The organism is Rhodopirellula sp. UH5, assembly GCF_056839225.1.
This window is the reverse complement of record NZ_CM166390.1, coordinates 4,877,004-4,901,547: the sequence shown is the minus strand read 5'-3', so window position 1 is coordinate 4,901,547 and position 24,544 is coordinate 4,877,004. Positions and strand designations below refer to the sequence as shown.

The window sequence follows — 24,544 nt, the reverse complement described above, 5'->3', positions numbered from 1 at the left end:
TCAAAAGGGGAGGAGACCTACAAACGTCCCGACCATTCACTTCGATCGATCACGTCGCTAATGAACATCTGCTGAGCCACCAAGATCGACTCATGAAGTTGTTCCGCGGTCACGGAACCAGCTTTGTTGGACACATCCAACGTTCCCGTCGCGTCACTTAGAAATTCAACCTGGTACCCACGATGAAAGGCTTGTCGGGCGGTCGTGTCGCAACAAACCTGTGTCATGTAACCCGCGATACTGACCGTGTCGATCTCGTTGGATTTTAAAAAATCCTCGAGGTCCGTGTTGGTAAACGACCCCGGCAAAGCCTTGTCGATCAACGCGTCTCGGTGCCGCGATTCCACCTCGGGATGCAGCTGCCACATCTCGCTGCCTTTGCAAAACACAGGCGACTCTGGATCGGGTTGGTGGTGCCGGATCACCGCCGTGGGAACCTTGGCGTCACGGGCCTGATCCATGACTTCCAGGATTGATTCCAAGTGCCCAACGGGATGTCGAATTGGAAATGCACCATCGAAGTATTCACGCTGGACATCGATGACCAACAAAGCTCGCTTCATTCGTTTGCCTTTACGAAAGCTAAAAAGGGGGAGGGTGGAAACACCCTTGGAAAGATCATGGCACTTTGGCCGCTTGAATGCAAATTGTCGTGTTGATCACACCGACCGGACCGTTGTCATGGACGAATTTGCAAATTCAGCAAATCGTCCCGCAGTTTCCCCTCGGTCAGTTGAGGGTCTTTCATGAGGTCGCCGTACCGCAACATGGACTGCGCCAGCCTCGCGGCGATCGCTTGGTTTTCCGGTTTGCCGATGTGATTGGTGATTTCGTGCGGGTCCTCCTTCAAATCAAACAACCAGGGCCGATCGCCTGCCGACACAATCAGCTTGTAGCGATCCGTCACCGCAGCGACCCAAGCCGCCTTGCTCGAGGCGGCTCGCAAAAACGTGACACTGTTGCCTTGGGGCTCCTCATCACCCGACTCCTGCTTTCGAAACCATTCCGAAAGGTTGCGTCCCTGAGTTCCATCCGGGACTTCTTTCTCCAGCAATGACAGCAGGGTGGGTGCGAAATCAACGGTGCCCATCGCTTGATCGATTCGCAACCCCGCCGGAACGAAGCCCGGCGCGGCGAGGATCATGGGAACCTTTGCACTGCCTTCGTAAGGATTGCCTTTGTTCAATCGGCCGTGTTCGTAACAGAGGTCCCCGTGATCCGAAGTGAAGACCACCACGGTTCGCTCGGTCAAACTCAGCTCTTCCAACAGAGCCAATAACTTCCCAACGTTGTCGTCGATGCAACGAACCATTCCGAAATACTGTGTCATCAAGCGGGCGTTGAACCGTTGTTCTGCGTTCCGATTTGTCGTCGGCAACCACCCCGGTTGTTCCCCCTCCAGTTGGAATGTCATCGGCGGACGGACGGCCATGTCTTCATACATTGTGTCGTACGGTTCCCGGACCGTGTTGGGGCCGTGAGGATCCGGCAATGACAAGTGATAACAAAAGGGTTCCGCCGCATTTTCACGAATGAAGTCAGCCGCTCGATCACACAACCAATCGGTGCTGAAGGTCTTCTCGTCCGCACCCGCTAGGTCGTAGCTCGGTTGACCGTTCTTGTTGGTCGCTGCCACGATCGGTTGGCCGTCTTGGAAATCAAACTTCTTCCAGTGCCCTCGATTGAACATGAACCGATTGTCAGTGAAACCGAACTGACGTTCAGGTCCCCACTGCGGTTTCCCGGGCCCATCCAAATGCCACTTGCCCGCGTAACCGGTCGCGTAACCCTCACGCCGAAGAACTTCGGCAAACGTCACCATGTCGCCGCGAAGGGGCCGGTCATTTTGATAGGCGCCGGTGTTCTGCGGGTACCGTCCTGTGAAGAACGCGGCTCGCGAAGGCGTGCACACGGGGGATGTCGCGTAAAAGGATGTGCAGATGGCGCCGCGGGCCGCGATGGAATCGATGTGGGGTGTTTCCACGACAGCACCGTTCCCCCAAATCTCCGCTTCCTCGATCGGCAACGTTTCTCGGTAGCACCCCAAGGTTCGAAAGTTGTGCTCATCAGTTTGAATGATCAACACATTCATCGGTTGGCCACCGTTGGAAACCGACGACGCGGCCCCCAACAACAAACAACCCGTCACCGCCATCGCCAACCCCATCCGAATTCGCGAGCGAAAGGCGAGGCCACCGCGACGACTCGCAGCAACAAGCGTGGTTCCAAGGCCGACAAAGTTGGGTGACATGGCGTTTCTCAAAGGGAACGAAGGAGAGGCCCACTTTAGCCGATTCGAGATCACCGCGGTTTCCGTGCACAACCGGACGTTCGTCATGCGAAACCCAATGCGGATCGAAATCCGTGGCTCTCAGTTCCCCTGAGCAGACTGTTGATATAGTCAGCCGGAACGCGATGGCATCCGGTTCGTTTCTGGTAACCGTGAGCTATCGCCCATCGGCTGATCGCTCAATCTTCCAACCGGATTCAATCAACTGCCTGCCAGGCCACGTTAAGATGAGCGGTCTGCTTTGTTGCCATTTGAATCAGCCGTTTCACGGACCTCGCTCAATCCATGCCACCCGTTCCTCATCCTTTCTGTCGTTTGCTGCCAACCCATCTCCTCGTGGCGTTGTCCTCCGCCGCGGTTTTCGGATTGGCGGGTTGCGACACCGGTGACAGTGTTGAGCCACAGCTCGTCGATCGCCTGATCGCCACCCCCACCCATGCTCGGCCAACCGATCCGGAATCGATCCGGGCATTTTGCGGTGACTGCCACGCGTCGCCCGACCCTGGGATCTTTGAATGGGATCGCTGGGAAGAAGAAGTCGACCAAGGGTTTCGACTGTACCGAGAATCCTTGCGTGACGATTTGGTGCCGACGGATCGTGACGCCACCTTGGCGTACTACCGTGATTCATCGCCGCAAAAATGGGACATGCCGCTTCCAAAGCGAACGCTGGACAACCGCTTCGAACGACACGTCATCGAGTGGCCGGGGAAGCCAGCCATCAGCGCCGTTTCTAGCCTCTTGAGGTTGCCAGACCAGGATCAAAACCCGGTGCTGGCACTCACCGACATGTGGACCGGCACCGTCGCGAAATTCGTGGCGAAGCAACCAAGCATCGAGCGAATCAAAGTGGAACAGCTCGCTTCCGTCGCTCATGCATCCCACGTGGCGGAATCCGATTTGGACGGCAATGGGCAACGAGATTTCCTGGTGGCCGACCTGGGAACTCACAACCCACAAACCGAACACGAAGGCAACGTGTGGTGGTTGAGACCGGTCCAAGCTGACGCCGGCAACTCCCATTCGGGCATCATGTCCGAACTGAACTACGAACGAATCCCGTTGCGACTGGCCATGTCGCGTGTCGCCGATGTGCGGCCGATCGACTACGACGACGATGGGGACCAAGACATCTTGGTCGGCGACTTTGGCTTGCACTTCGAAGGCGGCCTGCACCTCGGTTTGAACCAAGGCATCGATGCCCAAACAGGCATTCCGCAGTTTGAGTGGCGAACTCTGGACGAACGACCGGGCATCATCACGATTGAAGTCTTGGACTTCGATCAGGATGGCAAGCAAGACTTCCTCACGCTCCTGACACAGCACTACGAAGCGATCCAGTTTCACCGCAACAAAGGCGACGGAACCTACGAAACCATCGTGCTGCATCAAGCACCCAACCCGGCCTACGGTTCGAGCAGCATGGAAATCGTCGACTTCGATCAAGACGGTGACTGGGATGTTTTGGCAACCAACGGCGACACGTTTGATGATTCGTTGGCGAAACCCTACCACGGCATTTGGTGGCTCGAAAACAAAGGTTCCTTCCCGCTGACACGCCACGAGGTGGCAACCATGCCAGGTTGCTACCACGCCGCGACCGGCGACTTCGACCACGACGGTGACCTGGACATCGCAGCCACGTCGTGGCTGGGCAACCAAGAGATCGCACGCTACCCCGCGGACTCGTTTGATGGATTGGTGTGGTTCGAAAACAGGGGCCAGGCTTCGAAGGATTCAAACTTCACGTTCCAACGCCACACCCTCGAAATGAATCGCTGCCAAGCTGCAACGTTGGAAGTCATCGACTGGAATGGCGATGGTCACGATGATCTGTTGGTGCCCCAATCGGTGATGGCGTTTGATGTGACTCAGCCTCTCGTCGTCTGGATCAACCGCGGCGATGCAACGAAGGAGCCCAACGAATGAGCTCCTCCAAACACAATCGCCGCCGACCAACGACTCCGCCATCCGCTGCATCGGTTGCGCCTTCTTCATCGACACGGTCTCGCAAACCAATCCTTTTCACGATCGCCGCCTGCGTGACGGGTTTGCTGATCGCGTTGATGTTGCCTTCTCGATTGCACTGGCATCGCTACGAAACCCATCTTCGCAACACCAACTATGCCGCCGCGACCAGGTCGCTCGAGTCCGCTGAACGTTGGTGGGCATCGACCGCCAGCGTCACCTTGGCAAACGCGAACATTCTGGCACAGCAAGGATACGACGACCGAGCGATGGCGGCGATCGTTGCCGCCGAGAACATCGGCGCGGACCCAGCGGTCGCCGCCGCGATGAAGTCCCGACTGAAATGGCAGAGCGGGAATCTGGATTCGCGAGCCCAACGATATGACGCCCCTGACCTCACACCGGATGACTTCGCTGCCATCGCAATGGGATACATCGTACGTGGAAACGAGGCCGATGCCGCGAAGGTCACGCGGGCTTGGCAACAACGGGATCCCCAGGATGCCTCAGCAGATGTGATCGCGTCGCTGATCGCCCAGAACCGCGAAGACGTCGAACAAGCCGACAAACGTCTCCGAGACGCGATCCGAAAGAATCCCGAACACGTGACCGCCCGTTTCGAGTTGGCTCAGCACCAGTACGCTCAGCGAAACTTTGACGCCGCCTTGGCTGGTTTTGAATCGGTGATCGCAACGCTTTCACCGCACGTCCCTGCCGGCGATCGCGTTTCGATCAATGGAGAACAACTGCATGCGTCCCAATTCATTCGCGCGTTGATCTTGCAAGAACAAGGACGCATCGAGGAGGCCGAAGACCAATTCAAAGGTTTGCTCGAAAACTTTGAAGACGATTTCGCGATTCGTTACTCGCTGGCCAACATGCATGCCTTGCACGGACAGGGCGATCAAATCTTGGAGACACTGAAACCGATTCTGGGTCGATTCCCCGATGACATCTCGCTGAACTACTTGATGGCCACCGGCGAAACGCTTCGCGGAAACGTGTCTCAGGCCAACGACTGGATCAACAAGTACTTGAAGGCCCGCCGTCAACTGAACCAGCTCTTGGAAGCCGAACGAAAGCGAGGCAATCGCCCACCCGATCCCGAGTTTTACATGCAGTTGGCGGAAACCTACCTGCGTTTCAAATGGGATGACGCGAAACCTTGGTTGGACTTGGCCGCCTCCTTGCAACCCCGATCGCCTCGCGTACGACGTGGTTACCAGCAGTTCTACGAAAACTCCGGCAACTTCGAACAAGCCGCCCGATACAGCAACTGACAATCGCCATCGCATTCAATCATTGCGGCTGAGCGGAAGAATCAACGGCCGAGCAGGGACGTTTGTTTCCGACAACTGAACCGGCGTGATGGGCGGGCAGGGCTTCGGACCTTCATGCACCGTCCACAAGGGCTGGCCGGCTTCGACACGATCGCCGATGCGAACGTGCAGGTCGATTCCCACGGAAGGGTCCACTGAGTCGGTCGTTTGACGTCGGCCTCCTCCCATCGCAATGATCGCGTCACCGATCGCGGGACAGTCGATTGATTCGACCCAACCGGATCGTTCGGCCACGTGTTCGCTTCGCCGCCCCAGCGGCAGATGCCCGGAAAGCTTGCCGCCTTGTTCATGCACCATTTGTTCAAACCGCTGCATCGCGTCGCCCGAATCCAGCTTGCTGGCGAGCAATTTCTCAGCCGCTCGCAAATCGCTGGCCTGCTTCGTTGCCACTAACAGTTCCGCTGACAATCGTAACGTCAACGCTCGCACCTCTTTCGGTCCACCACCACCGAGCACATCGAGCGACTCGTTGACCTCGATCGCGTTTCCGATGGCTCGTCCGAGCGGTTGATCCATGTCGGACAAAAGGGGAAGGGTGGGCAGCCCAGATTCCGCACCCACCTCCTGCAAGGATTCCGCCAGCTCCGACGCCTGCTCGATCGTCGGCATGAACCCTGCCGACCCGACTTTCACATCCATCACCAACGCATCCAAGCTTGCGGCCAGCTTTTTGCTGAGGATGCTGGCCGTGATCAGCCCCACGGATTCGACCGTCCCAGTCACATCGCGCAGCCCATACAACCGACGGTCCGCCGGGGCGATGGACTCGGTCGCTCCCACGATGAAGCATCCCACGTCTTTCAGGACTCGGCTGGATTGGTCGATCGTCAGTTGAGTCTCGTAACCCTCGATGGCTTCCAATTTGTCGAGCGTCCCGCCGGTTCGCCCCAGTCCGCGACCACTGATCATCGGCACATCCACGTCGCAACACGCCAGCAGCGGAGCCAGGATCAGCGAAACCTTGTCGCCCAGTCCTCCGGTGCTGTGTTTATCGACGCGGGGACGATCGTTCACGCGAGGCAAGCGTTCACCACTGTCGACCATGCAGCGGGTCAACTCCGCCGTTTCACGTCGGGTCAATCCGCGAAAGTAGATTGCCATCGCCAGGGCTGACATCTGGTAATCGGTGACTTGGCCGTCGCAGTAGCCCTCGATCAAAAAACGCCACTGGTCAGCGTCCAGCACCCCTCCATCCCGCTTGATCCGGATTAAATTGGCGGTCAGCATCGAAGGCTTGCCTTGAGAAAGACGAGGGAAGAGGAAGCGTGTCAGAAGACGCAAGCACGGGACGCAGGGGAGATCCACCGGGGCCCAGTGGAAAACCACCCAGGGACATCCTACAAACATCTGGCTTGTCTTTCGACAATTGGCCTCGATCGACTAAGCTAGGGCCTGAGCTCCACCTGAAGATTCTTTTCCTCCTTCCTCCGATTCACGGGAGATTTCGCCGATCGGGCGGACATTCCCCGGTCACGCGAGAACAAACGTATGGCACACGGCGCAGCGAAATCCGTTCCCGCAGGCCCCCCCCGCGATATGTCACCCGATGCGGTTGCAGCGCGGCTGAAAAGCAGTTTGCTCCAGGAAAAGAAGGAACTGGAAGTCGACAAAATCTTCCGGGCCCTGGTCAAACTCGAAGGTTCCGACCTCCACTTGAAAGTCGGCCAGCCTCCCTTGGTCCGAGTCGGTGGTGAACTCAAACCGCTCAATCGGGGACCCATCGAAGCCGAAGAAATGGTGCGATTGCTGCTCCCGATGATGGATGAGCGCAACCTGGTCATCTTCGAAGAAGAAGGCGGGGCTGACTTTTCGTACCAAATCGACGTCGACGGGGTCCGCTGGCGGTTCCGGATCAACATGCTGAAATCGCTGGGCAACATCGGCCTGGTCGCCCGTCGGATCAGCAACTTCATCCCCGATTTTCGCGGTCTGTTCCTTCCTGATTCCATCGAAAACCTGTGCCACTATGACCAGGGCATGGTCCTGCTCGCTGGGGTCACCGGTTCGGGAAAAAGCACGACGATCGGTTCGATGCTGAACTACATCAACAGCATCTACCGCAAACACATTCTGACGCTCGAAGACCCGATCGAATTCATTTTCACGGAAGACAAATCGCTGATCAACCAACGAGAAGTCGGCCAAGACGTGGTCAACTTTTCAGTTGGAATGAAGCACGCTGTGCGGGAAGACCCCGACATCATTCTGGTGGGTGAGCTTCGCGACGAAGAAACGTTCATGACCGCGATTCACGCCGCCGAAACCGGTCACTTGGTCTTCGGAACGATCCACGCCGCGAGTGCGTCGACCTGCATCGGCCGGATCCTGGACTTGTTCCCCGAAGAAATGCACAACGCAATCCGCAGCGCCATCGCCTTCAACATGAAAGGCATCGTCGCTCAGAAACTGCTCCGGAGCATCAAGCCCGGCGTCTCACGTGTGCCCACCTGTGAAGTGATGACGTTCTCGCCGATGATTCGCAAACTGGTCCTCGAAGGCCAAGACAGCAAACTACCCGATGCCATTCGCATCGGTGCCGAAGACGGCATGCAAGACTTCACCATGAGTTTGAAAAAATTGATCGACGACGAATTGATTGATCGGCCGACCGCGTTCGCAGTCGCACCGAACAAGGACGCGCTGAAGATGGCGCTCAAGGGAATCGACGTGAAAGCACCAGGAATCCTGTAAGTGGCCAAGCAATCCAACGACGAAGTCCAACTCTGGCAAACCGTCGCTCCCGTTGAATTTGTTCCTCGGGTCAAAGACAACAACGAACTGCAAGCGTTGCTGATCAGCACCCGCCAAGGCGCCGGCAATGCCATCGCTGGTGGCCAAATTGCGCACGCGATCGCCTCTCGAGCCACGCACATGTTGCTGGACTTTTCGAAGTCGGCCTGTGCGATTCGCTATCAGATCGACGGGGCCTGGGAACAACTCCCGCCGCTGGATCGCGAAAGCGGCGACGCGATGCTGTACGCCCTGAAACAGCTGTGCTTGATGAACCCAGCCGATCGTCGCGGCAGCCAAAAGGGCGGCATGCAGGTCAAACTGGTCAAGGACAAGTACCAATTCAATGTCCAATCGCAAGGCGTGCCCACCGGCGAACGCGTGATCTGCCGTCTCGAAGCAGAGGAAATGCCATTCAGTAAATTGGCCGACCTCGGGATGCGGGACAAAATGATCGAACAGTTCAAAGAGAAATTGAACGGTTCGGGCAACATCGTCTTGATCACAGCCAAGAAGAGCGAAGGGGTCTCGACCTTCTGGAACGTCGCCATCAGTGCCGCCGACCGCTTGGTCCGCGACTTCCAATCGTTCGAACCCGCGGAATCACCCGACCCTGAGATCATCAATATCTCACCCAACTTGTTCGGAGGCGACACCGGGAAAACCGAACTGGAGATGGTCAAACGGATGGTTCTTCGCGAACCCGATGTGCTGTTGTTCCCCAACCCTCCACAACCTGAATCGCTGCAAATCGCCCTCGAACAAGTCGCCGAGGCGGATCGACAAGTCATCCACCGGATGGCAGCCGAGGGCGCCATGCAAGCCTTGCTGACGTTCGTGGGACGCTACCCAGACTGCCGCAAATTGATTGCCGAAAACATCGGCTGCGTGATTCACCAGAGACTGGTTCGTCGCTTGTGCGACAACTGCAAAGTCGGTTTTGAACCGCCACCCAAGTTGCTCGCTCAACTTGGGATCCCAGCGGGTCGAGTGCCGTTGCTCTACAAACCATTCATCCCGCCACCGATCGAACAGCAAGTCGACGAGAGCGGCCGGCCCGCACCGATCACCCCGTGCCCCGTCTGCAATTCAAGAGGCTACCACGGTCGCATCGGGCTGTACGAAATGCTGACGCCAGGACCACAGCTCAAAGCCGCTTTGGGCAAGACACAGGACGCCGGGCAGTTGACCGCGATCGCCAAATCCGAAGGCTTCCGCCCCGTCCAATCCGAAGCCGTCCTCACCGTCGCCCGCGGGCTGACCAGCCTGGACGAACTCAAACGAGCCTTCGCCAAACGCTAGTCCGCCATTCCGGACACGTCGCCCCACATTGGCACAAGCAGCTCCACCCTTCGTAGGCCGGATCGCAGCGGAGCGACGGACTCTGCATGGCGGCACTCACCTTGGTTCCACTCAACAAGGCCCGAAGGGTCGACCGACCCATTGCCGGGGCCGTCAGGCCCCGGACCGGTGAACCGCCCAACCAGGCAGAGCTTAGGCACAAGGTGGTCCTCGCTTGTACCCAGGCTCCTGCCTGGGAACGCCATGCACCGCAGGCTATGCCTGCTAGCCTGCCGCGTACAGGAGGCAGGAGCCTCCAAGACGATGTGTTCCCAGGTAGAGCCTGGGAACAAGGTGATACTCGCTCGTACCCAGGCTCCTGCCTGGGAACGCAATGCACCGCAGGCTCCGCCTGCTAGCCCGCCGCGTACAGGAGGCAGGAGCCTCCAAGACGATGTGTTCCCAGGCAGAGCCTGGGCACAAGGTGCACGCATAAAGGGGACGGAGGTAGTTTAACCATATTTCTGCACCGGAGTTCTGCGAAAGCATTCTCGCTATCGGATTGGCGGAGCCCGTGTCAATCACCATCGTTCGGCTCAACAAGGAACGATGGGAGTGGCGTTTTACTAGAAAACGGGTGTGGTTGATCGGTTTCGAAAACCATCGCACGGGGACGTGAAACGGGGGATCGCCTGGCGACGGAGCGGCAAACAACTGCCGTCGCTCCGCGACTGGTTGTGCGTGTTGGGGTGGGAGCCAACAACCGCGGAGCGGTGACAGTTGTCAGCCTCGGGTTTCAACCCGAGGTCTCGGTTGCAAACCACCGCCCACCAAGTGGAACCGAATCGTGCCAACCACGATCTCGGGAGGCTGGTCGAGTTGGGCATCAACGATCTCGGGGCTTCCTTCCCCTAGCTATCAATCCGGATTCCTCCGGAGTCGTTCACGAGTTCGCCCCGGACAGAGCCGTCACCACAACGATTCAGAAGTAGCGGACCGAATTCTTGGCGAATCCGGCTACGGGGGTGGAACCGGACAGTGCCAACCACGATCCCGGGAGGCTGGTCAAGTTGGGCATCAACGATTCAGAAGGCCAACTCGGCGCAAACAAAAACACGTCAGCCAAAGCTGCCGTGTCAATGTTGTTTCTGATTCGAAGCGTTTGCGAAGCCTAGCGGCTGGCTCGCAGTTGCCCGCGAGCTCGACGCACAGCGGCGTCTTTGATTTGAGCTTGCTCGGGAGTGGTGCTGGGCATGTCCAGTGCTTCCGCCAATGTCTTGGTGGCTTCGTCGTTGTCGAGCAAATCGACTGGGATCGCTCGGCTAGTCAAAACGTTCACGACATCATCTTCGACTTGGGCGAAACCGCCGTCGACGAAATAACGTTCGGGTCCGCTGACCGTTTGCAAACGCAACACACCGTAGCCGAGACGGCCAATCATCGGTGCACGACCACCTTGCACACCCAGTTCGCCATCGAACATGGGCAGGGCTACAAAGTCAGCTTCCCGATCCAATTCCGTTCGTTCGGGGGTGACGACGACACATCGAATGGACATCGGTTACTTGGACTCCATCTTTTTGGCTTGCTCTTCGGCTTGCTCGATCGCACCGACATACATGAACGCTTGCTCGGGCAAGTGATCGTACTTGCCATCACAGATTCCTTCGAAGCTGCGAATCGTGTCTTCGAGCGAGGTGATCTCACCGGGTTTGCCGATGAAGACTTCCGCCACGAGGAAGGGTTGCGACAGGAATCGTTCGATGCGACGTGCGCGGTGAACGATGGTCTTGTCCTCTTCGCTGAGTTCGTCAACACCGAGAATCGCGATGATGTCTTGCAGTTCGCGGTAACGTTGCAAGATCGTTTGAACGCGGCGGGCGATCGTGTAGTGACGGTCGCCGACGTACTGAGGGTCCAAAATTCGCGAGTTCGAAGCCAACGGGTCGATGGCGGGATAAATCCCTTTTTCCGAAATCGAACGCTCAAGATAAATGAACGCGTCGAGCTGACCGAACGCCGTGGCCGGTGCGGGGTCAGTCGGGTCATCGGCAGGCACGTAAACGGCTTGCACCGATGTGATAGCACCTTGCTTGGTCGAGGTGATTCGTTCTTGCAGAGCACCCATTTCGGTTGCCAGCGTGGGCTGGTAACCCACAGCCGATGGCATCCGTCCCAGAAGTGCGGACACTTCCGAACCCGCTTGCGAGAAGCGGAAGATGTTGTCGACGAACAACAGCGTGTCGGCACCGGTTGTGTCGCGGAAGTATTCCGCCATCGTCAGTGCGGACAGGGCAACACGAAGACGCGAACCTGGTGGCTCGTTCATCTGACCGAACACCATGCAGGTTTGCTCGATCACGTTGCGACCGGTCGAACCGATCTCAGTTTCTTGCATTTCCAACCAGAGGTCGGTGCCTTCGCGAGTTCGCTCACCCACACCAGCGAAGACCGAATAACCACCGTGGCTGGATGCGATTCGAGCGATCAATTCGGTCAGAATCACGGTCTTGCCCAGACCGGCACCACCGAACAAACCAGCCTTGCCACCACGAACGAAGGGGGTCAAAAGGTCGACGACCTTGATGCCCGTTTCGAACAATTCCGTGTTCGTCGACAGTTCGTTGAGAGGCGGTGCTTGACGGTGAATCGGCCAGTAATCGTCCGCTTGCACGTCACCCCGTTTGTCGATCGGTTTGCCGAGCACGTTGAAGACGCGGCCCAGCGTTGCTTTTCCGACAGGAACCGAAACCGGGCTGCCGGTATCGATCACGTCCATGCCTCGCATCATGCCTTCGGTCGAACCCAAAGCAATCGCCCGAACACGACCACCACCGAGGTGCTGTTGCACTTCGCCGGTCAAGTCAATGATGACCCCTTTGTGCTCGCTTTGGATTGTCAAAGCGTTGTAGATCTTTGGCAGTTGACCTTCAGGAAACTCGGCATCAAAGGTCGAGCCGATGACTTGAGTGACGCGGCCGGTGGCGGTTGCAGTGGACATGGGGGAGAAGCTCCTAGCGGTTAGCTACTAGCAGTTAGCTTAAAGATTGAATGGGGTGGTGTGTTTTCGTGGTCGGTTGGTCAGTTCAAAATCGGTGTCTCAAAAAGCTAGTGGCAAGTCGCTCGAAGCTCTTGATCGGCCCGCAGGCATCAGCCTTCCAGGGCCTCGACACCGCCGATGATTTCCATGATTTCGCCGGTGATCTGACTCTGACGGGCACGGTTGTAGGTCATCGACAACTGCTTGATCATGTCACCGGCACTCTCGGTCGCTCCCTTCATCGCGATCATTCGAGCGACTTGCTCGCTGACGGCGGAATCCAGGAAGCACTTGAACAACTTGACTTTGAAACTGGTCGGAACGACTTCTTCCAAGATGCTTTCGGCCGAGGGAAGGAATTCGTATTCCGCATTGCTTTCGTCGGGGCCACCCGAGGCAGACTCCGATTCATCGCCCAGCGAACCAAGCGGCAACAACGTTTCGATCACCGTTTGTTGTTTCGAAGTGCTGATGAACTTGGTGTAAACGACATCCAACCGATCGATTTTACCGGTGATGTACTCGGCCAAGTAACCTTCCGCAATCTTCTCAACATCGTCGTAAGCAGGCTGATCTTCAAACTGCAGGAACTGCTGATCCGTTTCGATCCCGCGGAACTTCAATCCGTTGACACCGCGTTTGCCACTGGCATCGATGATGACGTTCGGAATCGACTCACGAAGCGTTTTGATACGTGGCATCGCGGTCCGCAAAACGGACGCGTTGTAACCACCGCACAAACCGCGGTTACTGGCCAGAACCAGAACCCGCGTGGTGTTGATCTTTTCGCGTTGTTCCAACAGCGGGTGCTGCACGTCCAACCCGGCATCCGCGAGGCGCGAGACGATTTTGGTGATCTGCTCGGTGTAAGCCGTGGCCGCTGCTGCGCGGTCCATTGCTTTTTTGTACCGAGCCGTTGCGATCAGCTCCATCGTCCGCGTGATCTTGCGGATGTTGCGAATCGACTTGCGTCGTTTATCAAGGGCACGTGCGTTGGCCATGAATCAATCCGCCTTTCGGGTTCAGGCTGCAGGGGTGGCGGGTTTGTAGACAGTCTTGAACTCTTTGATCGCCGCAACAATGCGTTCGACAATCTCATCGCTCAAGGCCGGCGTCGCAGTCAGATCGCTGATCAGCGAAGAGTGCTTGTCATGAACGTACTGCAGGAATTCCTTCTCGAACCGCTGCACTTCTTTGACAGCCACGTCATCGAGGTGACCGTTCGTGCCGGCGTAAATGCTGATCACTTGCTCAGCAACCGAAAGCGGTTGGTACTGTGGCTGCTTGAGCAACTCGACCATGCGGTAACCACGATCCAGCTCAGCTTGGGTCGCGGGATCCAAGTCCGTCCCCAGTTGGGCAAACGCTTCCAAAGCACGGAAGGCGGCCAGTTGCAGACGCAAACCGCCGGAAACCTTTTTCATGGCCTTGGTTTGAGCCGCACCACCCACGCGGGAAACACTGATCCCGGGGTTCATGGCGGGGCGAACGCCCGAGAAGAACAAGTCGGGCTGAACGTAGATCTGACCGTCGGTGATCGAAATCACGTTGGTTGGGATGTAAGCCGAGACTTCCCCTTCCAGTGTTTCGATGATTGGAAGGCTGGTGATCGATCCGCCACCGAGCTCATCAGACAACTTCGACGAACGCTCCAGCAAACGACTGTGACAGTAGAAAACGTCCCCGGGGTAAGCTTCGCGGCCTGGTGGGCGACGCATCAGCAAGGACATCTGGCGATACGCCGTGGCTTGCTTGGACAAGTCATCGTAGACGACCAAAGCGTGCCCGCCATTGAACATGAAGTGTTCAGCCATCGCGGTGCCGGCATAGGGAGCGATGTACTGCAACGGAGCAGGAGCACTCGCACCAGCGGCGATGACGGTGGTGTATTCCATCGCACCGTGACGTTCGAGGACGTCGACGACCGAAGCAACGGCGGAGTCCTTTTGTCCGATAGCGATGTAGAAACACTTCACGCCCTGACCCTTTTGGTTCAGGATCGCGTCGATCGCGATGGCGGTCTTGCCGGTCTTGCGGTCACCAATGATCAGTTCGCGTTGACCGCGTCCGATCGGGGTCATCGAGTCGATGGCCTTGATCCCGGTTTGCAGAGGCTCGGTGACCGGTTTGCGTTCGGCAACACCCGTTGCGATGATTTCCACCGGGCGTGTGATGTCGGTTTGAACAGGTCCCTTGCCATCCAACGGGTTCCCGAGTGGATCGAGCACACGGCCGATGACCGCGTCGCCAGCAGGAACGGACAACAGCGTGCCCAGGGCTTTGACTTCTTGACCTTCTTCAATCGTCAGGTACTCACCGAGAATGATGACCCCGACGCTGTTTTCTTCCAAGTTGAAAGCCAGTCCGATCGAGCCGTTGGCAAACTCGACCATTTCGCCAGCCATGACGCCGGACAGGCCGTACACGCGAGCGATCCCGTCACCAACTTCCAAGACCGTTCCGACTTCTCGGACGTCAACTTTGTTATCGAATTGTTCGATCTCGGCCTGCAAGACAGAGGCGATCTCGTCGCTATTGAATTTCACTGGACCGTACCGTGTTTTCCGATGGTGGTTTGTGCGTAAATGGTTTGAGGAGGGCGTTCAACAAACGTGATGATCACGATGTTGAACTGAATCGATCCGAATGTTCCAGCAACTGGCGGGCGAAACCAGCTGCGGCGGACTTGCCAAGTTTGTCCAATCGGCTGGCCACCGACGAATCGAAGACCGTGTCACCGACTCGGATCACCATGCCACCAACCAAGCCCGTGTCGACGGACTCTCGGAGGCGAACGGTTTTGCCAAATCGGGTTGAAAGCTGTTGGGTGACTTCCCCACGAAGCTGTTCCGTCAATGGAACCGCCGTGCGTACTTCTGCGACCAGTCGACCAGCCGCTTCGTCGAACAAATCGACCGCCGCATCTCGAACCGCGACCAAGTAACCGAGCCGACCACGTTTGGCCATCACCTTCATCAACTTGATCAAGAGGGGATGACTGTTTCCACCAAACAAACGGTCCACCACCCGGCACTTCTCAGCAGCGTCGATTTGAGGCGATTCAAACGCCAGTTGCAGCTTGGGGCTGTGCAACAAGGCTTCATCACAAATCGCATTCAAGTCGCTGACGACCGCATCGGTGGATCCATCCGCTTGAGTCGCAGCGAGCAACGCCCGTGCGTAGGTCTTGCCGAGTTGTTCGGCGCCGACGTCAAGGACGGTGGAATGCGAGGCGGTTTCGGACACGTTGGGGGTCTCGTCGGTTGAGCGTCGTAGGAATTTCAGGGAAGGAAGTTTGACCACGTCAACGGCGTTAGTTTTGGCTGGGCAGCCGTTCCATCGATTGACGAATCAAATCCGCATGGTCATCAGCCGACAATTCGCGACCGACAACGCTGCGAGCAACTTGCATGGCCAACTTGGACGTTTGTCCGGCCATTTCAGCCATCGCAACTTTCTTCGCGTTCTCGATGTCCGACAAAGCACGCTCGCGTTGAGCAGCCGCTTCCACTTTGGCAGCATCGACAATTTTCTGTCCGTTGGCTTCGGCGTCGCGACGAGCATCTGCCAACATGCTTTGAACTTGGCCGGTGGCCTCATCCAATTTCAGCTGGTAATCGCTCAGCATCTGCTTCGCTTCGGCACTGGCCTTTTCAGCCGATTCCAAATCTTCGCGAATCTTTTCTTCGCGAGCCTGCAAACCGCCCAAGACGGCTGGCCAAACGAATTTGGACAGAATCGCCAAGACACACAGGAAGATGATCAGGTTCCAAATGGCCGACCCGACGTCAAACGACAACAACGGAGTCGTCGCATGGTCTTCGTCGCCGTGACCATGTTCGTCTCCGGCGGCTTCATCGTGCCCATGGTCATCACTTTCGTGATCATGGTCATGATCGCCACCTTCGTTGTTCGCCGCGTCCGCATGAGCGTCCACCACGGTCACTTCATCTTGTGCTGCCAAGGATCCTGCAGGTGAAACCACCAACAGCGCCAACGAGGCCAGCAAAGTGAGCGAGCTAATTGCAAGCAAGCGTTTCATCAATTTCGACCTAGCCGCGGCACAACAGAATGAACACCAACGCGATGACGGTTGCACCTTCGATCAGTGCCGCCGCGATGATCATCGCTGTTTGAATTCGTCCACCAGCTTCAGGCTGACGCGACATTGCGTCGACAGCACTGCCACCAATGCGACCAATGCCCAAAGCGGCACCGATAATGATCAATCCGATTCCGATCCCCAGACCCATGCGGCCGAAGTCGTAGGAAGCGATTTCTTGGGCCAACATCATTGCCAGTTCTAACATCTTCAGATTGCTCCGTAAAAATTTTGAGCGAGTGAAAGGGGAAAGGTGTTTTTTGAGTGCCGAAGAATAGTCCAACCAAGTCGAACCGTCATGCCACCCTGCTGCAGTTTCGTCAGAAAGGAGTGGAAAAAGCTTCCGCTCCCAATCGCCTGACGGCGTGAATCAAACAGTTTGCCGACCTGGGGCTATTTCCTCTGCTCCAAGCCTCGAAAGCGAGCGACAAAATGCCACATCGCTTTTCAGTCCACCAAACCGATCAAACACCCGCTGGATGACTTGCACCCACAGCAGGACTGATACGGCTGGGATCAAAAATCTTGTCAGGGTCCATCTGGTTGGCGTCGGTCATCGCGTTTGGGTCATGGTCCAATTCCTCATCATGCTCGTGAGTCGCCATCGCAGCGATGAACAGCACGGTCAGGAACGTGAAGATGAAAGCCTGCAAGCAGCAAACAAACAACTCCAACAACGTCAGCGATGTCGCAACCAAAACCACCGGCACGCTGACCGCATAAGCCATCCCGTCACTCGCAGCACCCGCCGCGAAGATCAGACCGACGAAAGCGGCGAGCACCAAGTGACCCGCCATCATCGTGCCGAACAACCGCATGGCAAGCACGAAGCACTTGACCAGCAAACTGAGCCACTCGAGCACGTACAGCATCAAAGCGATGGGCAACATCATGATGCCGCCATCCCAGCCAATCGGGTTGAAGTGGTTGAAAAAGTCTTTGGCACTGGTTTCGCGAATCCCGATGAAAATGATCGCGAACAAGGACGTCAACGCCAACACGCTGGTCAACGACAAGTTCCCGGTGGCACTGCCGCCCCAATGCGAAAACGCCTGGTTTCCTGTGATCAACTGCAACATGTAGCCAAACGGGATCACACCCAAAATGTTGGCAAACAGGATGAAGAAGAACACCGTCCAAATGTAGTGAATGTATTTGTCGGTCAGCCCGTGCAAGTTCGGGTAAGCGACCTCGTCGCGAATGAACGCGCAGATCGTCTCAAACAATTGCGACAGCCGACCGCGTGTTTGATAGCGGCCCAAACCTTCGCCATGGAAGATGCTGATTTTTCGCGAGCACAACACGCCCGTGATGATCAGCAGCAAGCCCACCATGGCGGACATCATCAAGTGATTGGTGATGAAAAATTCGTAGAAGCCATCCCGAACACCCAACGCGGGCACGTCGGTGCCGTCGCCACCAAATGGGATCTTGAGCAACGGCGAATCATGCAACGCGTGCGGAATCGCGTGATCGGTCGGGTCGTGACCAGCTGCGGCTAAAAATGGCAACATGACAGTTGGATTGGGTCGGGATGATTTCAGGCAACGTCACGGCAAGCGAACCGTGCGATCACAACGACTTCGACCGACAGCAAACTGACGTGCCAAAACAGCACCCAGGCGGCGGACCAAGTCTCGGGAGCGTCCAAGTAATAACTACTGGCCAAAAACAAAGCAACGGTCCCTACGATCCGAATCAGCATCCCAGCCAAAAAGCCTTGCGCCGCCAACCACCGATCGGCACTGATTTGAACCGACATCAACCGCGGAAAGACCGATGCCAGCGAAATCGCCCAACTGGCGATTGCCAGCTTCCGCCACACCGCCCAGGGACTGACCAGCGACACAATGCCCCAGGTCAAATCACCAAAAAATTGGCTCTCCGCCCATTTTCCCAACGCAATCAGCACGTACATCAACAACCACGCCAGCGTGATCGCCATCACCGTGATCAGAATGACTCCGTACTGAGTTCGTCGCTTCAAAGGTCATTGCCTGCGAAGAGGTCGTGCGGCTTTTAAATACTTTGCTCGTAACATCTTGCGAACCCCTCCCGTTGGCAACGGGAGGGGTCGAAAAACGAGCGTTCAGCAAGATTTTCGGGGGAAGGCAGGACGCGTTTCCCATGCCAGTTTCCGTCCCTGACGCACGCCTGAACGGCGTCGCTCGACTTCCAAGAGAGAGAAGGAGTGTCCGGAACGCGTTCCGAACGCAGGTTTCACGACGGGAGCTGATTCACCATCAGAATCAGCCGGTAAAACCCCAAGCAGAACCCGACCAGAACCCCGGCGATTGCAATGAACGGGGTCTCGTACCCCATCCACGGATCCAGCCAGTAATACCCGATCGCCCCCAAAATGAGCGGGAACGAGGCAAGCTCAAACCCGGCCGAGGCCAACCGCAGCATCGGCTGCGTGTTCGATGGGTCCTCTTTTCGCTGCTTTGGATCATTCATACACACCCCTCTCATGAGCCATTCGCTCGATTGTCGCGTTCGGCAGGTTATAATGTCGCGAAGTTGATCGCACACGCCATGCAAGCGGTCGATCGCTCAAACGATTGCAAAGATTGGACGATCAGAGGGTTTTTGTCATCCGAGGATCAGGCTTTTCGCTTCTCAATCCGGCTTTTCAACAATCGGACACTAGAACAATGAGCATCCCCTTGCCATAATAGTTGGGCAGCGGATTCCCCCGTTAAGGTGCGTTCACTAACCGATTTTGCCTCCTTCCACAGCGGTACGGGTGGATGCACTACGGCATCCATCTGTTGCCTCAAATCAACCATTCACGCCTCGTTGCCCTTGAGTTGGGAAGATCGGCCAGGCGTTCATCTCGAGGAGCCCGCCTTGATTAGTACTGTTGATCTACCGTCCCAAACCCGTCGTGAATTGGCTGAAATCGCCAAGAATTACGGGATCACAGGCTTGCACTCGATGCGGAAGGACGATTTGATCAGCGAGATCAAAAAGGCCCAGCAGCGTCTCCGCCGGAAAGCCTCCAGCGACGCCAAAAAGAGCCGGGCGGGAGCTGGCGCTGGTTCCGCGAAAGCGAAAAGCACGTCCAAAACCAGCGAAACGAGAGTTTCAGCCACTGCCAAGAAACCTCGGTCCACCGCGGCGAGCAAGACCTCTGCGAAATCACCGGCTCGCAAAGCGACCACCAGCAAACCCAAAACGACCGTGCGATCGCGTCCCGACGCACCCATGACTGACCTGACCGAACCCAAAATCTCGGCGAAAACCGAACGCATCCGGGCCGAAATGCGTCGCCGTCGCGAATTGGTTCAGAAGCACAAGGACCTCTCCACCGGAACCCTGGTTGCCGGCTCGGCTGTCACCGATGGTGCCCAACGTCATCGTGCAGCAGCTCCTCACAAAGATCGCATCGTGCTGGTCGTTCGCGACGCTTTTTGGCTGCAGGCCAGCTGGGAAATCACCCAAACCAGCGTCCAACGTGCTCAGTCAGCGATGGCGGAAAAATGGCACACCGCCGTCCCAACCCTGCGTTTGTTGGCCGTTGGCGACGTGACCAGCAACAGCGCTGAAACGGTCGCTCGCGACATCACCGTGCACGGCGGCGTCAGCAATTGGTACGTCGACGTCCAAGACCCACCGTCGCGATTCCGCGTCGCCATCGGGTACTTGGCCAGCAACGGCGAATTCCACTGCCTGTGCCGCAGCAACGTGGTCGAAACCCCGGTCCCCGGCGATTGCCAACGCCTCGATGAGCACTGGCAAGACATCGCCGAAGACTACGAGCGAATCTACGCTCTCAGCGGCGGCTACGAATCTCGCAGCAACGATCTGCGAGAAGTCTTCGAAGATCGTCTGCAACGAAAAATGCCTCATCGCAACGATTCTGGATCGACCACCGGTGACCCCTCGTTGCTGCGTCAAACCAAGCTGCGACTGGACGTCGAAGCCGAACTGATCGTGTTCGGGAAAGCCGACCCCACGGCATCGGTGATGGTGGGGGGGCATCCTGTCAAACTTCAAAACGATGGTGCTTTCACCGTCCGCATGGAATTCCCCGACAAACGCCAGGTGCTTCCCGTGACCGCTGAAACACGCGATGGTTTACGCCAACGCACCACCGTGATCGCGATCGAGCGAAACACCAAGGTCATGGACACCGTCGAACTTCAAGAGAACAACTGAGCTATGACGTCTCACTCCACCCTGTCGCGGCGTTTCGCCGCGACTTTTTTGTTGGCATCCGCCGTCCTCGTTTCCGGGTTTGCCTCGGCCGACGAAGCCCCCGATGCCAAAGCGGACAACGATTCGCTGAATGTCCTGATCATCACCAGCGGTTGCTGCCACGATTACGACTTCCAAGCCAAAGCGATCCAGTTGGCGGCCACCAAGGCCGGTGTCGAAGCCAAATGGACCGTCGTCAACGATGGCGGCAAAGGCACCCAAGCCGAAATCGACTTCTACGGCGATGAAAACTGGGCCAAACCATTCGACGTCGTCATTCACAATGAATGCTTCGCTGCCACGACCAACCCCAACTACATCCGCCAAATCACGAAAGCCCACCACGCCGGTGTGCCAGCCGTGGTCATTCACTGCGCCATGCACACCTACCGTGACGCGGAAATCGACGATTGGCGTGAGTTCCTGGGCGTGACCAGCCGCCGCCATGATCACCAAAGCCATTACCCAGTCGAAGTGGTTGCGAAAGACCACCCGGTCATGCGTGAGTACCCCGCCGCTCACGTGTCCGCCATGGACGAGCTGTACATCATCGAAAAGGTTTGGCCCAACACGACCGTTTTGGCAACCTCCAAGAGCGAACGCGATGGCAAGTCCCATCCCGTCATTTGGACCAACCAATACGGCGACGCTCGCGTCTACGGAACCACCTACGGGCACTCCACCGAAACGTTCCAAGACAATGTGTTCCTGGCCAACCTGGTCCGCGGCATGCTCTGGGCCGCTGGTCGAGTCGAGTAGCCTGAGGCCCGGCCGCGAAGAGGTCGTGCAGTTTTTAAATGCTGTGCCAGTAGCGTCTTGAGAACCCCGCCCGCCCAGCGGGAGGGGTCGGAAAGCGAGCGTCCAGCGAGATTTTCGGGGGAGGGCAACACGCGCCGCTTCCCTTGCACGGCCCTCACCCTCGCGTACGCCTGAACGGCGTCGCTCTCCCCAAACTTCGTTTCGGGAGAGGTTGCTGAGCGAAGCGAAAACCAACACCAGAGATTCGCTCCCGACTGCTTCGCATTCGAATCGGTGGCTAAATCACATGCGTCGCTGAAATGGCGGCGAACCGTGATTCATGACGCGTTGGGTCACGATGAGCCCACGCATCGGTGCTAGACTGACAACCAAACATTGACACTCGTCCGGTTTGGTCTTTTCAGCTTGGTCTCCTTGATGGCTCGCACTCTGATTCGAAACGCGCAGGCGGTTTTGCCTGGCGATGGCATCCACAGTTCTTCCGGCACCGTCGACCTTCGCCACGTCTTGATCGAAGACGGCAAAATTCTCGACGTGGATGCTTCTTCCACCGCTTCCTGCGATCATCTGATCGAAGCGGATGATCTGTTCCTGATGCCGGGCGTGATCGACGATCAAGTCCACTTTCGCGAACCAGGTCTGACGCACAAAGAAGACTTGGCGACGGCGTCTCATGCGTGTGCCGCCGGTGGCGTGACCACGTTCTTGGAAATGCCCAACACGAAACCACCTGCGGTCACCGTCGAAGGTGTCCAAGCCAAAGAAGCACTGGCAGCCGAAAAGTCGCTGGTCAACTACGGCTTCTACATCGGCGCGACACCGGACAACGTGGCCGAGTTGAATGCCGCTCAAAACGTTCCCGGCATCAAGATCTTCATCGGTAGCAGCACCGGCAACCTGTTGGTCGACGAACAAGCCGCCTTGGAACGCATCTTCGCCGAGACGACTCTGCCGATCTGCGCCCACTGCGAAGACGAAACGACCGTGCGAGCCAACGCGGAACGACTGGCCGGGACCACCGACATTCACGATCACTCCCGCATCCGCGATGAAGCCGCTGCGGTGATCTCAACCGCACGAGCCACCGAGTTGGCCCGTCGGCATCAACATCGTTTTCATGTCTTGCATGTGTCCACCGGCGCGGAACTCGTGTCGCTCGCGGATCCATCGCCATACCTGACCGCGGAAGTCTGCCCACACCACTTGTTCTTCAACGTGGATGATTACGACCGCTTGGGTTCACGGATTCAAATGAACCCCTCGATCAAAACCGCGGCGGACAACGCCAAGCTTTGGCAAGCACTGCAAGACGATGTCATCCAAGTCATCGCGACCGACCACGCACCTCACACGCTGGAAGAAAAAGCCCAACCCTACCCGCAGTCACCATCGGGTTTGCCAGCGGTCGAGAACTCGCTGGCGTTGATGCTGAATCAATGCAACGCTGGCAAGGTCACGATGCCACAGATTGCTCACTGGATGAGCGATGCCCCCGCACGGGTCTGGGACATCACCGGCAAGGGCCGCATTGCCAACGGCTACGACGCTGACTTGGTGTTGGTCCGCATGAATTCCGAGCGCACGATTCGCGACGAAGACCAACACACGAAGAACCGCTGGAGCCCCTGGAACGGCGAGACTCTTCGCGGATGGCCGGTCACGACGATCGTGAACGGTTCCATCGTGTGGTCCATCGACGGCGGTTTTCGCGAAAAGATCCGCGGCCAAAAACCAACCTTCGATCACGCCCGCGGCGGCTTCTGGAACACAGCCGATGGCATCGGCCCGACCTAAGTCACTCGTTCCAAGGCTCCCGCCTTGGAACGCACTGCCCCAGAAGCTCTCTACTAGGTCACTCGTTCCAAGGCTCCTGCCTTGGAACGCACTGCCCCGGAGGCTCCCGCCTCCCGTCGCATTGGAAAACATGACTCCATAGTCAGTGCCCGACACCGTCCACTCGCACTTGCCCCTCACCGCAAGCGTCGCATTGATTTCGACCTCAAAGACCAACACGTCCTTGACGTCGATGACATCGATCAGAAACGTAAACGGTTTGGCAACCACTCTTTCAACGCTCACCCGTCGGGACCAGCCCAAGCCATGTCGCACGTTCACGTTTTGCAGCACCCTTTGGTTTCGCACCACCTTTGTCAATTGCGAGACAAACGGACGCGACCGTCTGAGTTCCGCGCGGCGGTTTCGCGGTTGGCAATGTTGATCGGAGTTCGCGCGACGGATGACTTGCCGACACAACCCGTCACCATTCCAACTCCGGTTGCCGACGCGCCGTGTCACGAGTTGGCGACCGACATTGGGATTGTGCCTGTGCTGCGAGCCGGACTGGGGATGGTCGATCCGTTGTTGGATTTGATCCCCGACGCCTCGGTGTGGCACCTCGGTTTGTATCGCAACGAGCAAACTGCCGAACCGGTTGGCTACTACGACAAACTGCCGAAGAAGGGTGCACCGAACGTTGCCTTGGTGCTCGATCCGATGCTGGCCACCGGCGGCTCGATCGACATGGTCGTTCGCCGTTTGATGCGGTGGGGCGTCGAAGACATTCGCGTGCTCAGCATCATCGCGTCGCAACCCGGACTCGACCGCGTCGCAAACGATTTCCCCCACGTCAAACTGTTCGTCGCTGCGGTCGATCCCAGCTTGAACGAACAAGCCTTCATCGTCCCCGGCCTCGGCGACGCCGGCGACCGCATCTTCGACACACCGCAAAACGACTGACAGTGGTTACGTGAGTTTTCGAGCAGCGAATTCACGATTCAATGCACCGTAACGGATTCGCTCCAGGCCCGATTCGCCACAGGCCCAATGGGCCGAGC

The 24,544-nt window shown here is 57.4% G+C and carries 21 protein-coding genes; 8 read left to right on the top strand and 13 right to left on the bottom strand.

The genetic code is table 11. The features are described from left to right. Positions 1-17: 17 nt before the first annotated feature. Both UH5x_RS17290 and UH5x_RS17285 read right to left on the bottom strand, forming a co-directional pair. On the bottom strand, positions 18-563 hold the full coding sequence (locus UH5x_RS17290; protein WP_482633149.1) for a cysteine hydrolase family protein: 546 nt from the start codon (positions 561-563) through the stop codon (positions 18-20). Between the two features lie 116 nt (positions 564-679). Continuing rightward, positions 680-2,251: a sulfatase family protein gene (locus UH5x_RS17285; protein ID WP_047816500.1), complete on the bottom strand. Its 1,572-nt coding sequence runs from the start codon at positions 2,249-2,251 to the stop codon at positions 680-682. A gap of 375 nt (positions 2,252-2,626) precedes the next feature. Between UH5x_RS17285 and UH5x_RS17280 the strand changes: the two genes are divergently transcribed. Then, positions 2,627-4,219 (top strand): FG-GAP repeat domain-containing protein, encoded by a 1,593-nt coding sequence (locus UH5x_RS17280; RefSeq protein ID WP_482633148.1) that lies wholly within the window; start codon positions 2,627-2,629, stop codon positions 4,217-4,219. Then, the gene (locus UH5x_RS17275) at positions 4,216-5,538 is read left to right on the top strand and encodes a tetratricopeptide repeat protein (protein ID WP_482633147.1); all 1,323 of its coding nucleotides are present in this window, start codon (positions 4,216-4,218) and stop codon (positions 5,536-5,538) included. The genes UH5x_RS17280 and UH5x_RS17275 overlap by 4 nt, the downstream gene beginning before the upstream one ends. Before the next feature lie 15 nt (positions 5,539-5,553). Here the strand turns inward: UH5x_RS17275 and UH5x_RS17270 are convergent, their stop codons facing one another. Next, the gene (locus tag UH5x_RS17270; RefSeq protein ID WP_482633146.1) at positions 5,554-6,825 is read right to left on the bottom strand and encodes a thymidine phosphorylase; all 1,272 of its coding nucleotides are present in this window, start codon (positions 6,823-6,825) and stop codon (positions 5,554-5,556) included. 261 nt (positions 6,826-7,086) lie between these two features. Here UH5x_RS17270 and UH5x_RS17265 point away from each other — a divergent pair, with 261 nt between their 5' ends. Then, the gene (locus UH5x_RS17265) at positions 7,087-8,289 is read left to right on the top strand and encodes a type IV pilus twitching motility protein PilT (protein WP_047816496.1); all 1,203 of its coding nucleotides are present in this window, start codon (positions 7,087-7,089) and stop codon (positions 8,287-8,289) included. Beyond that, on the top strand, positions 8,290-9,630 hold the full coding sequence (locus UH5x_RS17260) for an ATPase, T2SS/T4P/T4SS family (protein ID WP_047816495.1): 1,341 nt from the start codon (positions 8,290-8,292) through the stop codon (positions 9,628-9,630). Between the two features lie 1,150 nt (positions 9,631-10,780). Here the strand turns inward: UH5x_RS17260 and UH5x_RS17255 are convergent. The 10 genes from UH5x_RS17255 to UH5x_RS17210 all read right to left on the bottom strand — a co-directional run bounded on the left by UH5x_RS17255 (position 10,781) and on the right by UH5x_RS17210 (position 19,208). Next, on the bottom strand, positions 10,781-11,167 hold the full coding sequence (locus UH5x_RS17255; protein WP_047816493.1) for a F0F1 ATP synthase subunit delta/epsilon: 387 nt from the start codon (positions 11,165-11,167) through the stop codon (positions 10,781-10,783). A gap of 3 nt (positions 11,168-11,170) precedes the next feature. Further along, positions 11,171-12,610: a F0F1 ATP synthase subunit beta gene (gene atpD / locus UH5x_RS17250; RefSeq protein ID WP_482633145.1), complete on the bottom strand. Its 1,440-nt coding sequence runs from the start codon at positions 12,608-12,610 to the stop codon at positions 11,171-11,173. A 149-nt stretch (positions 12,611-12,759) separates the two neighbouring features. After that, the gene (gene atpG, locus UH5x_RS17245; RefSeq protein ID WP_482633144.1) at positions 12,760-13,650 is read right to left on the bottom strand and encodes an ATP synthase F1 subunit gamma; all 891 of its coding nucleotides are present in this window, start codon (positions 13,648-13,650) and stop codon (positions 12,760-12,762) included. Positions 13,651-13,671: 21 nt separating this feature from the next. Further along, positions 13,672-15,195 (bottom strand): F0F1 ATP synthase subunit alpha, encoded by a 1,524-nt coding sequence (gene atpA / locus UH5x_RS17240; protein ID WP_047816490.1) that lies wholly within the window; start codon positions 15,193-15,195, stop codon positions 13,672-13,674. Between the two features lie 73 nt (positions 15,196-15,268). Beyond that, a complete protein-coding gene (atpH, locus tag UH5x_RS17235) occupies positions 15,269-15,952 on the bottom strand; it encodes an ATP synthase F1 subunit delta (protein ID WP_047816489.1) in 684 nt (227 codons plus the stop codon). A gap of 10 nt (positions 15,953-15,962) precedes the next feature. After that, positions 15,963-16,691 carry a F0F1 ATP synthase subunit B gene (gene atpF, locus UH5x_RS17230; protein WP_047816488.1) on the bottom strand — a complete coding sequence of 243 codons (729 nt, stop codon included), beginning with the start codon at positions 16,689-16,691 and terminating at the stop codon, positions 15,963-15,965. Positions 16,692-16,701: 10 nt separating this feature from the next. Further along, complete coding sequence (atpE, locus tag UH5x_RS17225; RefSeq protein WP_007327179.1) at positions 16,702-16,959, bottom strand: ATP synthase F0 subunit C; 258 nt, start codon at positions 16,957-16,959, stop codon at positions 16,702-16,704. Between the two features lie 256 nt (positions 16,960-17,215). Continuing rightward, positions 17,216-18,265: a F0F1 ATP synthase subunit A gene (atpB, locus tag UH5x_RS17220; protein ID WP_047816487.1), complete on the bottom strand. Its 1,050-nt coding sequence runs from the start codon at positions 18,263-18,265 to the stop codon at positions 17,216-17,218. A 26-nt stretch (positions 18,266-18,291) separates the two neighbouring features. Further along, complete coding sequence (locus UH5x_RS17215; RefSeq protein WP_047816486.1) at positions 18,292-18,738, bottom strand: hypothetical protein; 447 nt, start codon at positions 18,736-18,738, stop codon at positions 18,292-18,294. A gap of 233 nt (positions 18,739-18,971) precedes the next feature. Then, entirely contained in the window at positions 18,972-19,208 is a 237-nt protein-coding gene (locus tag UH5x_RS17210; protein ID WP_047816485.1) for an AtpZ/AtpI family protein, read from the bottom strand. A 393-nt stretch (positions 19,209-19,601) separates the two neighbouring features. Here UH5x_RS17210 and UH5x_RS17205 point away from each other — a divergent pair, with 393 nt between their 5' ends. The 4 genes from UH5x_RS17205 (at position 19,602) to upp (ending at position 24,446) form a co-directional block, all read left to right on the top strand. Next, positions 19,602-20,912: a DUF4912 domain-containing protein gene (locus UH5x_RS17205; protein ID WP_047816716.1), complete on the top strand. Its 1,311-nt coding sequence runs from the start codon at positions 19,602-19,604 to the stop codon at positions 20,910-20,912. A gap of 3 nt (positions 20,913-20,915) precedes the next feature. After that, entirely contained in the window at positions 20,916-21,710 is a 795-nt protein-coding gene (locus UH5x_RS17200; protein ID WP_482633143.1) for a ThuA domain-containing protein, read from the top strand. Positions 21,711-22,127: 417 nt separating this feature from the next. Further along, a complete protein-coding gene (locus tag UH5x_RS17195; protein ID WP_047816483.1) occupies positions 22,128-23,504 on the top strand; it encodes a dihydroorotase in 1,377 nt (458 codons plus the stop codon). Between the two features lie 306 nt (positions 23,505-23,810). Further along, entirely contained in the window at positions 23,811-24,446 is a 636-nt protein-coding gene (gene upp / locus UH5x_RS17190; protein WP_047816715.1) for a uracil phosphoribosyltransferase, read from the top strand. Positions 24,447-24,544 lie beyond the last annotated feature (98 nt).

Bases quoted from the DNA above. Each gene is read 5' to 3' on its own strand.
- UH5x_RS17200 (WP_482633143.1), top strand. From the start codon at position 20,916: ATGACGTCTCACTCCACCCTGTCGCGGCGTTTCGCCGCGACTTTTTTG.
- UH5x_RS17255 (WP_047816493.1), bottom strand. From the start codon at position 11,167: ATGTCCATTCGATGTGTCGTCGTCACCCCCGAACGAACGGAATTGGAT.
- UH5x_RS17195 (WP_047816483.1), top strand. From the start codon at position 22,128: ATGGCTCGCACTCTGATTCGAAACGCGCAGGCGGTTTTGCCTGGCGAT.
- atpE (WP_007327179.1), bottom strand. From the start codon at position 16,959: ATGTTAGAACTGGCAATGATGTTGGCCCAAGAAATCGCTTCCTACGAC.
- atpB (WP_047816487.1), bottom strand. From the start codon at position 18,265: ATGTTGCCATTTTTAGCCGCAGCTGGTCACGACCCGACCGATCACGCG.
- UH5x_RS17265 (WP_047816496.1), top strand. From the start codon at position 7,087: ATGGCACACGGCGCAGCGAAATCCGTTCCCGCAGGCCCCCCCCGCGAT.
- UH5x_RS17275 (WP_482633147.1), top strand. From the start codon at position 4,216: ATGAGCTCCTCCAAACACAATCGCCGCCGACCAACGACTCCGCCATCC.
- UH5x_RS17210 (WP_047816485.1), bottom strand. From the start codon at position 19,208: ATGAATGATCCAAAGCAGCGAAAAGAGGACCCATCGAACACGCAGCCG.
- UH5x_RS17285 (WP_047816500.1), bottom strand. From the start codon at position 2,251: ATGTCACCCAACTTTGTCGGCCTTGGAACCACGCTTGTTGCTGCGAGT.
- atpG (WP_482633144.1), bottom strand. From the start codon at position 13,650: ATGGCCAACGCACGTGCCCTTGATAAACGACGCAAGTCGATTCGCAAC.
- UH5x_RS17290 (WP_482633149.1), bottom strand. From the start codon at position 563: ATGAAGCGAGCTTTGTTGGTCATCGATGTCCAGCGTGAATACTTCGAT.
- atpD (WP_482633145.1), bottom strand. From the start codon at position 12,610: ATGTCCACTGCAACCGCCACCGGCCGCGTCACTCAAGTCATCGGCTCG.
- atpF (WP_047816488.1), bottom strand. From the start codon at position 16,691: ATGAAACGCTTGCTTGCAATTAGCTCGCTCACTTTGCTGGCCTCGTTG.
- upp (WP_047816715.1), top strand. From the start codon at position 23,811: ATGTCGCACGTTCACGTTTTGCAGCACCCTTTGGTTTCGCACCACCTT.
- UH5x_RS17270 (WP_482633146.1), bottom strand. From the start codon at position 6,825: ATGCTGACCGCCAATTTAATCCGGATCAAGCGGGATGGAGGGGTGCTG.